Origin of the sequence: Lysobacter sp. 1R34A (genome assembly GCF_051217035.1) — a bacterium.
Taxonomy (GTDB): domain Bacteria; phylum Pseudomonadota; class Gammaproteobacteria; order Xanthomonadales; family Xanthomonadaceae; genus Lysobacter.
This window is the reverse complement of sequence record NZ_JBPKJP010000021.1, coordinates 35,998-46,892: the sequence shown is the minus strand read 5'-3', so window position 1 is coordinate 46,892 and position 10,895 is coordinate 35,998. Positions and strand designations below refer to the sequence as shown.

Annotated in this window: 12 protein-coding genes and 5 tRNA genes; all 17 read left to right on the top strand. The window is 65.3% G+C overall.

What is annotated here, in order from left to right:
• The first annotated feature begins 160 nt into the window (after positions 1 to 160).
• The 17 genes from ispE to rplL all read left to right on the top strand — a co-directional run bounded on the left by ispE (position 161) and on the right by rplL (position 10,863).
• A complete protein-coding gene (gene ispE / locus ACSAMQ_RS08025; protein ID WP_435395134.1) occupies positions 161 to 1,099 on the top strand; it encodes a 4-(cytidine 5'-diphospho)-2-C-methyl-D-erythritol kinase in 939 nt (312 codons plus the stop codon).
• A tRNA-Gln gene (locus ACSAMQ_RS08020) sits at positions 1,062 to 1,138 on the top strand. The genes ispE and ACSAMQ_RS08020 overlap by 38 nt, the downstream gene beginning before the upstream one ends.
• 84 nt (positions 1,139 to 1,222) lie before the next feature.
• A complete protein-coding gene (locus ACSAMQ_RS08015; RefSeq protein ID WP_057918906.1) occupies positions 1,223 to 2,182 on the top strand; it encodes a ribose-phosphate diphosphokinase in 960 nt (319 codons plus the stop codon).
• Between the two features lie 171 nt (positions 2,183 to 2,353).
• Positions 2,354 to 3,013, top strand: a complete 660-nt coding sequence (locus tag ACSAMQ_RS08010) for a 50S ribosomal protein L25/general stress protein Ctc (protein ID WP_435395133.1) — start codon at positions 2,354 to 2,356, stop codon at positions 3,011 to 3,013.
• 59 nt (positions 3,014 to 3,072) lie between these two features.
• Positions 3,073 to 3,654, top strand: coding sequence for an aminoacyl-tRNA hydrolase (gene pth / locus ACSAMQ_RS08005; RefSeq protein ID WP_435395132.1), 582 nt, complete (start codon positions 3,073 to 3,075; stop codon positions 3,652 to 3,654).
• Between the two features lie 82 nt (positions 3,655 to 3,736).
• The gene (gene ychF, locus ACSAMQ_RS08000; RefSeq protein WP_435395131.1) at positions 3,737 to 4,828 is read left to right on the top strand and encodes a redox-regulated ATPase YchF; all 1,092 of its coding nucleotides are present in this window, start codon (positions 3,737 to 3,739) and stop codon (positions 4,826 to 4,828) included.
• Positions 4,829 to 4,955: 127 nt separating this feature from the next.
• A tRNA-Tyr gene (locus tag ACSAMQ_RS07995) sits at positions 4,956 to 5,041 on the top strand.
• Positions 5,042 to 5,226: 185 nt separating this feature from the next.
• Positions 5,227 to 5,301 (top strand) — tRNA-Gly (locus tag ACSAMQ_RS07990).
• Between the two features lie 95 nt (positions 5,302 to 5,396).
• A tRNA-Thr gene (locus ACSAMQ_RS07985) sits at positions 5,397 to 5,472 on the top strand.
• A gap of 72 nt (positions 5,473 to 5,544) precedes the next feature.
• Positions 5,545 to 6,735 (top strand): elongation factor Tu, encoded by a 1,191-nt coding sequence (gene tuf, locus ACSAMQ_RS07980; protein ID WP_057918900.1) that lies wholly within the window; start codon positions 5,545 to 5,547, stop codon positions 6,733 to 6,735.
• A 150-nt stretch (positions 6,736 to 6,885) separates the two neighbouring features.
• Positions 6,886 to 6,961 (top strand) — tRNA-Trp (locus ACSAMQ_RS07975).
• A 96-nt stretch (positions 6,962 to 7,057) separates the two neighbouring features.
• Entirely contained in the window at positions 7,058 to 7,435 is a 378-nt protein-coding gene (secE, locus tag ACSAMQ_RS07970) for a preprotein translocase subunit SecE (RefSeq protein WP_435395130.1), read from the top strand.
• 13 nt (positions 7,436 to 7,448) lie between these two features.
• Positions 7,449 to 8,024 (top strand): transcription termination/antitermination protein NusG, encoded by a 576-nt coding sequence (nusG, locus tag ACSAMQ_RS07965; protein ID WP_031373755.1) that lies wholly within the window; start codon positions 7,449 to 7,451, stop codon positions 8,022 to 8,024.
• Between the two features lie 249 nt (positions 8,025 to 8,273).
• Entirely contained in the window at positions 8,274 to 8,702 is a 429-nt protein-coding gene (gene rplK, locus ACSAMQ_RS07960) for a 50S ribosomal protein L11 (protein WP_031373756.1), read from the top strand.
• A 2-nt stretch (positions 8,703 to 8,704) separates the two neighbouring features.
• Positions 8,705 to 9,403 carry a 50S ribosomal protein L1 gene (gene rplA / locus ACSAMQ_RS07955; RefSeq protein ID WP_435395129.1) on the top strand — a complete coding sequence of 233 codons (699 nt, stop codon included), beginning with the start codon at positions 8,705 to 8,707 and terminating at the stop codon, positions 9,401 to 9,403.
• A gap of 483 nt (positions 9,404 to 9,886) precedes the next feature.
• Complete coding sequence (rplJ, locus tag ACSAMQ_RS07950; RefSeq protein ID WP_031373758.1) at positions 9,887 to 10,420, top strand: 50S ribosomal protein L10; 534 nt, start codon at positions 9,887 to 9,889, stop codon at positions 10,418 to 10,420.
• Between the two features lie 71 nt (positions 10,421 to 10,491).
• Positions 10,492 to 10,863, top strand: a complete 372-nt coding sequence (gene rplL / locus ACSAMQ_RS07945; RefSeq protein ID WP_435395128.1) for a 50S ribosomal protein L7/L12 — start codon at positions 10,492 to 10,494, stop codon at positions 10,861 to 10,863.
• The last annotated feature ends 32 nt before the right edge of the window (positions 10,864 to 10,895 follow it).

Genomic DNA, 10,895 nt, shown 5'->3' with positions numbered 1-10,895 from the left:
CGCGGCGAGGCCCGCGTGCGCCTGATCGTCGACGAGTGGCAAGGCGCCCAGGCCGCGCCGGCGCCCGACGCCGCCGCGCGCTGATCGCGCGTCCTAGCCCCGGCGCTTTCGAGCCCGATCCTTAACGCCCCGACACTCCCGACCGAGCCGCGATCCGATCATGTCCGTCCCTTTTGCCGAGTCGAGCGGGCCGGCCCAGCCGACCGAGTCGAGCTGGTCGGTCTGGCCTGCGCCGGCCAAGCTGAACCTGTTCCTGCGGATCACCGGCCGCCGGGCCGACGGTTACCACTTGCTGCAGACCGTGTTCCGTCTCCTCGACTGGGGCGACACGATCCGCCTGCGTCCGCGCGCGGACGGGCGGGTGATGCGCCACGGCGCCTCGGTGGCGGGCGTGGCCGAGCGCGACGACCTCGCCGTGCGCGCCGCTCTGCTGCTCAAAAGTGAAGCCAAAAGCTCTAAAGGTGCCGATATCGTCGTCGAAAAACGCATTCCGGCCGGCGGCGGCTTTGGCGGCGGCTCGTCCGATGCGGCCACCGTCCTGGTCGCGCTGGATGCCTTGTGGGGCACGAATCTCGGCATCGATCGCCTGGCCGAGCTCGGCTTGCGCCTCGGCGCCGATGTGCCGGTCTTCGTGCGGGGTGAGAACGCGTGGGCCGAAGGCATCGGCGAGACGTTGCAGCCGCTCGCGCTGGCGCCGGCCTGGTATGTGCTGGTCGACCCCGGGGTGCATGCGCCGACCGCGGCCTTGTTTCAATCGTCCGAATTGACGCGGGATGCCGCGCCCGCGACAATGTCGGACTTCGTTTCGGGTAAGCCGCTCGGGAATGCGTTCGAGCCGGTGTTGCGCAAGCGCGAAGCTGCCGTCGAGGCCGCCTTCGCCGCGTTGTCGCAGATCGGTTCGCCACGCCTGACCGGCTCTGGCAGCGGGTGTTTCGTCGAGTTCGCGCAGCGCGAATCCGCCGAGGCAGCGCTGGCGGAACTGCCTTCCGGCCTGCGGGCCTGGACGGCGGGCGGTGCAGGGCGTTCCGCGCTGTGCGCCGCACTCGAGGCAAATCTTCCGCAGGGGCGTCGCCAAGAGGCCCAAGGCACCAGGTTTTGATCCTGGCATTCGTAGGTTCGAATCCTACCGCCCCTGCCATCGAATGCCGGGAGTTGGGAATCGTGGATTTCCCACGTTCCCATCGTCATCAGCCGCCACGGTCAGAGCGAAGCGGAGAAAACAGTGCAAAACGATCGAAACCTGCTGGTATTCAGCGGTAATGCCAACCGTCCGCTCGCCGAGGCCGTGTGCAAGGAGCTCGGCATCCGCCTCGGCAAGGCCTTGGTGGGGCGTTTCTCCGACGGCGAGGTGCAGGTCGAGATCGAAGAGAACGTGCGTCGCCAGGAGGTGTTCGTCATCCAGTCGACGAACGCGCCGACCGCCGAGAACTTCATGGAGCTGCTGGTCCTGATCGACGCGCTCAAGCGCGCCTCGGTGGCCAACGTGACCGCGGTGGTGCCGTACTTCGGCTACGCCCGCCAGGATCGCCGCCCGCGCTCCTCGCGCGTGCCGATCACCGCCAAGGTCGCGGCCAAGATGTTCGGCGCCGTCGGCGCCGACCGGGTGCTCACGGTCGATCTGCATGCCGACCAGATCCAGGGCTTCTTCGACATCCCGGTCGACAACGTCTACGCCTCGCCGCTGCTGCTCGCCGACATCTGGCGCGCGCACGGCACCGACAACATGGTCGTGGTGTCGCCCGACGTCGGCGGCGTGGTCCGCGCCCGCGCGATCGCCAAGCGCCTCGACGACGCCGACCTGGCGATCATCGACAAGCGCCGCCCGCGCGCCAACGTCGCCACGGTGATGAACATCATCGGCGACGTGTCGGGCAAGACCTGCGTGCTGGTCGACGACATCGTCGACACCGCCGGCACCTTGTGCGCCGCCGCGGCGGCGCTGAAGGCGCAGGGCGCGCTGAAGGTCGTCGCCTACTGCACCCATCCGGTGCTGTCGGGCGCGGCGATCGACAACGTGATGAAGTCGCAGCTGGACGAGCTGGTGGTGACCGACACCATCCCGCTGACCGCCGCGGCCCGCGCCACCGGCCGCATCCGCCAGCTCAGCGTCGCCGAGCTGCTGGCCGAAACGATCCGCCGCATCGCCTTCGGCGAGTCGGTCAGTTCGTTGTACGTGGATTGAATCCAGGGACTCGGGGTTCGGGACTCGGGACTCGTGAACGCTGAAGCCTCGGCTTTTGCCTTTCGAGTCCCGAGTCCCGAGTCCCGGGTCCCGGTCCAGGCTCATCTGGTCGCGGATGAGTCTCCAAATCGCCGCGAGGCGATCCTAACGCTGCAAAGTGAGTAAATAAAAATGTCCGAACACATCATCAAGGCCACTGGCCGCAACGTCGAGGGGAAGGGTGCGAGCCGCCGCCTGCGTCGTGCCGCCAGCATCCCGGCCATCATCTACGGCGGCAAGGCCACGCCGCAGCCGATCCAGCTCGATCACGAGAAAGTGTGGCTGGCCAGCCAGCACGAGTGGTTCTACTCCTCGATCCTGACCCTCGATGTCGACGGCAAGAGCGAGAGCGTGCTGCTGCGCGATATGCAGCGCCACCCGTACAAGCAGATCATCATGCACCTGGACTTCCAGCGCGTGGACGAGAACCAGGCCATCCGCGTCGCGGTGCCGCTGCACTTCCTCAACGAAGACAAGTCGCCGGCCGGCAAGGCTGCCGACGTCGTTGTGACCCACGAGCTCAACGAAGTCGAAGTCAGCTGCCTGCCGAAGGACCTGCCGGAGTTCATCGAGATCGACCTGTCCGCGCTCGCCGTCGGCGACATCGTCCACCTGTCGGAGCTCAAGCTGCCGAAGGGTGTCGAGATCCCCGAGCTGAAGCTGGGCAAGGAACACGACGTGGCCGTCGTGATCGCCAAGCACGGCAAGGAAGAGGCCGAAGAGGCCGTCGACGCGCCGGTCGCCGAAGTGCCGGCCGCGAAGGTCGCCAAGAAGGACGAAGACAAGAAGTGATCGCGGACCGGCGCGCCCTGACCGGCGCGCCGGTTTGCGTACACGGATAGTCTTACGCGATGGCAGATCTGCGCCTGATCGTCGGCCTCGGCAACCCGGGGTCGGAACACACCCGGACCCGGCACAATGCCGGGTTCTGGTTTGTGGACGCCCTGAACGAAAAGTTCGGCGGCCGGTTCGGTCTGGAATCGAAATTGTTCGGCGAAACCTCGAAGATCGAGATCGCCGGGCGCCCGGTCTGGCTGCTCAAGCCGGCCACCTTCATGAATCTGTCGGGCAAGTCGGTCGTCGCGGCCCTGCGCTACTGGAAGATCGAACCCGAGCAAGCGCTGCTGGCGCACGACGAGCTCGACCTCGCCCCGGGCACCGCCCGGCTCAAGTTCGACGGCGGCCACGGCGGCCAGAACGGTCTGCGCGACACCATCCAGTTGCTCGGCCACGGCAAGTTCCACCGCCTGCGCATCGGCATCGGCCACCCCGGCCACAAGGACAAGGTCACCCCCTGGGTGCTCGGCCGGCCCGGCAAGGACGACGAGGCGACGATCCTGCGCGCGATCGACGACGCCATAGAGGTCATGCCGTTGGTCGTGCAGGGCAATCTGATGGACGCCATGACCCGGTTGCATACGCCCAAATCGTGAATGGGGAATGGGGAATCGGGAATCGTCAGAGCCCGCTTTCCCATTCCCGATTCTCGATTCTCTATTCCCGGATTACGAAGCCATGGGTATCAAATGCGGCATCGTCGGCCTGCCCAACGTGGGCAAGTCGACCCTTTTCAACGCCCTGACCAAGGCCGGGATCGCCGCGGCGAACTTCCCGTTCTGCACGATCGAGCCGAACGTCGGCGCCGTGCCGGTGCCGGACCCGCGCCTGAACGCGCTGGCCGAGATCGTCAAGCCGCAGAAGCTGCTGCCGACCGCGGTCGAGTTCGTCGACATCGCCGGCCTGGTCGCCGGCGCCGCGAGCGGGCAGGGCCTGGGCAACAAGTTCCTCGCCCACATCCGCGAAGTCGACGCGATCACCCACGTGGTGCGCTGCTTCGAGAACCCGGACGTCATCCACGTCAACAACAAGGTCGACCCGATCGCCGATATCGAGACCATCGATACCGAGCTGGCCCTGGCCGACCTGGAAAGCGTCGAGAAGGCCTACCAGCGCGCCGAGCGCTCGGCCAAGACCGGCGACAAGGAAGCGATCGTGCGCAAGGAGGTCCTCGGCCGCGTGCGCGAGGGCCTGGACGCCGGCAAGCCGGCGCGCGCGCTGAACCTGTCGGAGGACGACAAGGCCGCGCTGCGCGACCTGTTCCTGCTGACCCTCAAGCCGGTGATGTACGTCGCCAACGTGCTCGAGGACGGTTTCGAGAACAACCCGCACCTGGACGCCGTGCGCGAGCGCGCCAAGCTCGAGGGCGCCCAGGTGGTGCCGGTCTCGGCCGCGATCGAGGAAGAGCTGAGCCAGCTCGACGACGCCGACCGCGACACCTTCCTGGCCGACCTGGGCCTGGCCGAGCCCGGCCTCAACCGGGTGATCCGCGCCGGCTACGAGCTGCTGGGCCTGCAGACCTACTTCACCGCCGGGGTCAAGGAAGTGCGTGCCTGGACGGTCAAGGCCGGTTCGACCGCGCCGCAGGCTGCGGGCGTGATCCATACCGACTTCGAGAAGGGCTTCATCCGCGCCGAAACCATCTCCTACGACGATTTCATCAAGTACAAGGGCGAGGCCGGAGCCCGCGATGCCGGGCGCCTGCGCCTGGAAGGCAAGGAATATCGCGTCCAGGAGGGCGATGTACTGCACTTCCGGTTCAATGTCTGAGTACACTATGCGGCCGTTTCGGGGCCGCCCGGCGGCCGGTTCGGCCGGCGCGGCAAGATTCCGGAAAAAGTTGTGTGAAAACGCGTTGACTTCCTGAAGAACGCGCGCCAGAATTACGGGCTCTTTTGGAGGGATACCCAAGCGGCCAACGGGGGCAGACTGTAAATCTGCTGGCTTACGCCTTCGGTGGTTCGAATCCACCTCCCTCCACCAGTTTCATCGCGACAGGCAATCGTTCGTCGGGTTTCGCAGTTCGACGGATGCTGGCGCGGAGGCACGAGTGGATCGGTTCGACGATATCGGCGGCAAGGATATCGTCGGCGCCGGTTTCGGTTTAAAGTTGCACGCTCTTCGAAGTTGCGCGTCCGAGTTCCAACGCTGTAGCGGCTGTGTGCGGCGCGGGAGTAGTTCAATGGTTAGAGCCTCAGCCTTCCAAGCTGATAATGCGGGTTCGAATCCCGTCTCCCGCTCCATTGGACGACTCGATCGACGATAGCTGTTGAATTCGCGCGCATCGGTCCCATTGCAGTACGGCCCGCGCAGGCGGGCGGCGACAACCAGGTTTCACGCTCACGTAGCTCAGTCGGTAGAGCACCTCCTTGGTAAGGAGGAGGTCGAAGGTTCGATTCCTTTCGTGAGCACCATCCAACGCAAGACAAGGCTGCTTTACCAACAGCCGCCGCGACATACAGACCCACATACGAGAAGCGACAGCCATGGCTAAGGGTAAATTCGAGCGCACCAAGCCGCACGTGAACGTCGGCACGATCGGCCACGTCGACCACGGCAAGACGACGCTGACGGCGGCGCTGACCAAGGTGGGCGCCGAGCGTTTCGGTGGCGAGTTCAAGGCTTACGACGCGATCGACGCGGCGCCGGAAGAAAAGGCGCGCGGCATCACGATCTCGACGGCGCACGTGGAATACGAATCGGCGACGCGCCACTACGCGCACGTCGACTGCCCGGGCCACGCCGACTACGTGAAGAACATGATCACCGGTGCGGCGCAGATGGACGGCGCGATCCTGGTGTGCTCGGCCGCTGACGGCCCGATGCCGCAGACCCGCGAGCACATCCTGCTGTCGCGTCAGGTCGGCGTGCCGTACATCGTCGTGTTCCTGAACAAGGCCGACATGGTGGACGACGCCGAGCTGCTCGAGCTGGTCGAGATGGAAGTGCGCGAGCTGCTGAGCAAGTACGAGTTCCCGGGCGACGACACCCCGATCATCCACGGTTCGGCGCGTCTGGCGCTGGAAGGCGACCAGAGCGAAATCGGCGTGCCGTCGATCCTGCGCCTGGTCGACGCGCTGGACAGCTTCATCCCGCAGCCGGAACGCGACGTCGACAAGCCGTTCCTGATGCCGGTGGAAGACGTGTTCTCGATCTCGGGCCGCGGCACCGTGGTGACCGGCCGCATCGAGCGCGGCATCGTCAAGGTGGGCGACGAAATCGAAATCGTCGGCATCCGTCCGACCCAGAAGACCACGGTCACCGGCGTGGAAATGTTCCGCAAGCTGCTCGACCAGGGTCAGGCGGGCGACAACGCCGGTCTGCTGCTGCGCGGCACCAAGCGCGACGACGTGGAGCGCGGCCAGGTGCTGTGCAAGCCGGGTTCGATCAAGCCGCACACCGACTTCGAAGCCGAAGTCTATGTGCTGTCGAAGGACGAAGGCGGCCGTCACACCCCGTTCTTCAAGGGCTACCGTCCGCAGTTCTACTTCCGCACCACCGACATCACCGGCGCTTGCGAGCTGCCGGAAGGCGTCGAGATGGTGATGCCGGGCGACAACGTGAAGATGGTGGTCACGCTGATCAACCCGGTGGCGATGGACGAAGGCCTGCGCTTCGCGATCCGCGAAGGCGGCCGTACCGTCGGCGCCGGCGTCGTGGCCAAGATCATCAAGTAATTGCACTATCGCGGCGGTCGCAAGGCCGCCGCAAGCCGCGAACGGCGGGCCGGCAACCCGGTCCGCCTTCGTTGTTTAGTACACCTTGGAATATCCGCCCGGTCCGGGCCCGATTCGGGCGCCGCGCCGGGTTGAAGACTTCAAAGACGTACGCCAGTAGCTCAATTGGCAGAGCAGCGGTCTCCAAAACCGCAGGTTGGGGGTTCGAGTCCCTCCTGGCGTGCCACTCGATACCGAGCCGGCTCGGACGATCCGGCGACTGGAATGCATTGAAAGGGCCGCGCAGGGATGGGCGGGCTTTCGCGAGGGAATCGCCCCGAGAATGAACAGCAAGGCCGAACAACATAAATCCGGCGGTGCCGGTGATATCGCCAAGTACGCGCTCGCGCTGGCGCTTGCGCTGGGCGGTGTGTTCGCCTACCTCTGGTTCGAGAACTGGAGCGGCCCGCTGCGCAGCGGCGTGGTCGTGGCCGGCCTGCTCGCCGGCGCGGTGGTGTTCATGTTTTCCACCAAGGGTGCACAGACCCGCGAATTCCTCTCGGAATCGCGCTTCGAGTTGCGCAAGGTGGTCTGGCCGACCCGCGAAGAGGCGCTCAAGACCACCTGGGTGGTCATGATCGCGGTCGCGATTCTCAGCCTCATCCTGTCCGGCTTCGATTATGTGATCCAGGCTGCGGTCAAGTTCCTGCTGTCGCGTTGAGGAGACGACCGACGTGAATTCGCAAGATAACAAGCGCTGGTACGTGGTACATGCGTATTCCGGCTTCGAAAAGTCCGTAGCGCAGGCGCTGCGCGACCGTATCGTCCGTTTCGAGATGCAGGACCGCTTCGGCGACGTCCTGGTGCCGACCGAAGAGGTCGTCGAAATGCGTTCCGGCCAGAAGCGCCGGTCCGAGCGTAAGTTCTTCCCGGGCTACGTCCTGGTCCAGATCGCCACGCACGACGAAGCCGGTATTCCGCGCATCGACAGCGAAAGCTGGCATCTGATCAAGGAAACCCCGAAGGTCATGGGTTTCATCGGCGGCACCGCCGATCGCCCCTTGCCGATCCAGGACCGCGAAGCGGACCGGATCCTGCAGCGCGTTCAGGAAGGCGTCGAAAAGCCGCGTCCGAAGGTGCTGTTCGAGCCGGGCGAGATGGTCCGCGTGGTCGATGGCCCGTTCGTCGACTTCAACGGCGTGGTCGAGGAAATCAACTACGAGAAGAGCCGCCTGCGCGTCGCGGTGCTGATCTTCGGCCGCTCGACCCCGGTCGAGCTGGAATTCGGGCAGGTCGAAAAGGCCACCTGAGTCCGGCCCCGGCCTGGCTGACCGCATCGCACGAGGCCCGGCTTGCCGGGCCTTGTCGTGTTGTATTCCGCAAAACCTGATATAGTGCGCGGCTCACTGCCCAGGTGCGGTGGCCCAACTCATGCAGCTGCCCCCTCTCCAAAGGTCCGGGGCGGCTGTCTGCGCAAGCAAAACGCGATGCCGGAACGCGCGATTTCCGGCCCGATGGGGAGCCTGAGGTCCAGGCGCTAGCACCCGGAGAGCAGAGCAATGGCAAAGAAAGTAGTCGGTTACATCAAGCTGCAGGTGAAGGCCGGTCAGGCCAACCCCTCGCCGCCGGTCGGTCCTGCGCTGGGTCAGCGCGGCCTGAACATCATGGAGTTCTGCAAGGCGTTCAACGCCGCGACCTCCAAGCTCGAGCCGGGTCTGCCGACCCCGGTCATCATCACGGCCTACTCGGACCGTACCTTCACCTTCGTCACCAAGAGCACCCCGGCTTCGGTCCTGCTCAAGAAGGCCGCCGGCATCTCGTCGGGCTCCAAGCGCCCGAACACCGAGAAGGTGGGCAAGGTCACCCGCAAGCAGCTCGAAGACATCGCCAAGGCGAAGGAAGCGGATCTGACCGCGGCCGACCTGGAAGCGGCAGTGAAGACGATTGCGGGTTCGGCCCGCAGCATGGGTCTGGTGGTGGAGGGCTGATCATGGCAATCACGAAGCGCGAAAAAGCAATCAAGGCAGCCGTCGTTCCGGGCAAGGCCTACTCGTTCGAAGAAGCGGTCAAGATCGTCAAGACCGCCACCAAGGCCAAGTTCGTCGAGTCCGTCGACGTCGCCGTGCGCCTGGGCGTGGACGCGAAGAAGTCCGACCAGCAGGTCCGCGGCTCGACCGTGCTCCCGGCCGGTACCGGCAAGACCGTGCGCGTGGCGGTGTTCGCCCCGGCCGGCGCGAAGGCCGACGAGGCCCTGGCCGCCGGCGCCGAAGCCGTCGGTATGGACGACCTGGCCGAGAAGATGCAGGCCGGCGATCTGAACTACGACGTCGTCATCGCCACCCCGGACGCCATGCGCGTCGTCGGTAAGCTGGGCCAGGTGCTCGGCCCGCGCGGCCTGATGCCGAACCCGAAGGTCGGCACCGTCTCGCCGAACCCGGCCGAAGCGGTCAAGAACGCCAAGGGCGGCCAGGTGCGTTACCGCACCGACAAGGCCGGCATCATCCACTGCACCCTGGGCAAGGCCACCTTCGAAGACGCCTCGCTGAAGGACAACCTGCAGGCGCTGCTGCTCGACCTGATCAAGGCCAAGCCGGCGACCGCCAAGGGCCAGTACCTGCAGAAGATCTCGATCAGCTCGACTATGGGTCCGGGCGTGACCGTCGATCTGACCTCGCTGTCGCTGAAGTAATCGAACAACAGGAATGAGCGAAGGGGAATGAGGAGTCGGCGGCAAGCCCAGTCGCTCCAACTCGTTTCTCGCTCCTCTCAACTCGTTCCCAGCATTTGAGGGCGTCGCAAGGGAGTCCGCTCCCGACCGATAGCCGTCAAAGACCGCAGGCGCGGTCTGCGCATACCGACGACGGGCACGGAAGCTCGACACGGCAAGGAGTCGCCGTCGGTACAGCGGGATCGCTTAATTCGGACTCTTCGGAGCCGGGCCGGCGTAGATGGTGCCGCCCCTGAAACCTTTTCAGGAAAGGCCACCACCCGGGATGCCTTCGGCGTCCCCGGCGACAAGGACGGTCGCCGCCCAGGACCGCAAGCGGCAGGAGCCGTAAGCGGAGTTAATAGTGCCGGGATGGGTAGTACGGGATCGGGGATCGGCCGCAGGCGCAAGCCGCTGTGCCGGTTTCCTCTCACGAATCCCGAATCCCGGCCTTGGAGGAGTGCAATGGCTCTTAATCTGTCTCAGAAGCAAGAAGTAGTCGCCGAACTGGCAGAAGTCGCCGCCAAGGCTCACTCCTTGATTGCTGCCGAGTACGCAGGCATCACGGTCGGTCAAATGACCGCGATGCGCAAGAAGGCTCGTGAAACCGGTGTGTACTTGCGTGTCGTCAAGAACACCCTGGCTTCGCGCGCCGTCGCCGGTACCGAATACGAGTGCGTCCAGGACAAGCTCGTCGGTCCGTTGCTGTATGCGTTCTCGACGGAAGAACCCGGCGCCGCCGGGCGTCTGATCAAGGAATTCGCCAAGGGCAACGACAAGCTGCAGGCCAAGGTCGTCGCGTTGGGAGGCCAGGTGTACCCGGCCAGCCACGTCGACGTCCTCGCCTCGCTGCCGACCCTCGACCAGGCCCTGGCCATGCTGGCCCGCGTCCTGTCCGAACCCGCCAGCATGTTCGCCCGCGCCGTCAAGGCCGTGGCCGACCAGCAGGGCGGCGGCGAAGTCGCTGTCGAAGCTCCGGCCGAAGCGGAACCGGCGTAACCGCCGCCCCGCATTCGCGACCGCTTCACTGAATCCGATTCGTAAGATCAATATTTCCTGAGGTTATTCAAATGTCCCTTTCCAACGAACAAATCGTCGAAGCCATCGCCGAAAAGAGCCTGATGGAAGTCATGGAGCTCGTCCGCGCGATCGAAGAGAAGTTCGGCGTTTCCGCCGCTGCTCCGGTTGCCGCCGGCGTCGCCGTGGCCGATGCCGCTCCGGTCGAAGAGCAGACCGAGTTCAACGTCATCCTGAAGGCTGCCGGCGAGAAGAAGGTCGAAGTCATCAAGGCCGTCCGCGCCATCACCGGCCTGGGCCTGAAGGAAGCCAAGGACCTGGTCGAAGGCGCTCCGCAGACCGTCAAGGAAGCCGTCTCGAAGGCCGACGCCGAGAAGTTCAAGAAGGACCTCGAAGCCGCTGGTGCAGCTGTCGAAGTCAAGTAAGCCGTACTTGCGTCGCCGAGTCACTTTGGCGA

Excerpts from the sequence above, each read along its gene's own strand:
- ispE (WP_435395134.1), top strand. The coding sequence starts at position 161 with ATGTCCGTCCCTTTTGCCGAGTCGAGCGGGCCGGCCCAGCCGACCGAG.
- ACSAMQ_RS08010 (WP_435395133.1), top strand. The coding sequence starts at position 2,354 with ATGTCCGAACACATCATCAAGGCCACTGGCCGCAACGTCGAGGGGAAG.
- pth (WP_435395132.1), top strand. The coding sequence starts at position 3,073 with ATGGCAGATCTGCGCCTGATCGTCGGCCTCGGCAACCCGGGGTCGGAA.
- ychF (WP_435395131.1), top strand. The coding sequence starts at position 3,737 with ATGGGTATCAAATGCGGCATCGTCGGCCTGCCCAACGTGGGCAAGTCG.
- tuf (WP_057918900.1), top strand. The coding sequence starts at position 5,545 with ATGGCTAAGGGTAAATTCGAGCGCACCAAGCCGCACGTGAACGTCGGC.
- secE (WP_435395130.1), top strand. The coding sequence starts at position 7,058 with ATGAACAGCAAGGCCGAACAACATAAATCCGGCGGTGCCGGTGATATC.
- rplK (WP_031373756.1), top strand. The coding sequence starts at position 8,274 with ATGGCAAAGAAAGTAGTCGGTTACATCAAGCTGCAGGTGAAGGCCGGT.
- rplA (WP_435395129.1), top strand. The coding sequence starts at position 8,705 with ATGGCAATCACGAAGCGCGAAAAAGCAATCAAGGCAGCCGTCGTTCCG.
- rplJ (WP_031373758.1), top strand. The coding sequence starts at position 9,887 with ATGGCTCTTAATCTGTCTCAGAAGCAAGAAGTAGTCGCCGAACTGGCA.
- rplL (WP_435395128.1), top strand. The coding sequence starts at position 10,492 with ATGTCCCTTTCCAACGAACAAATCGTCGAAGCCATCGCCGAAAAGAGC.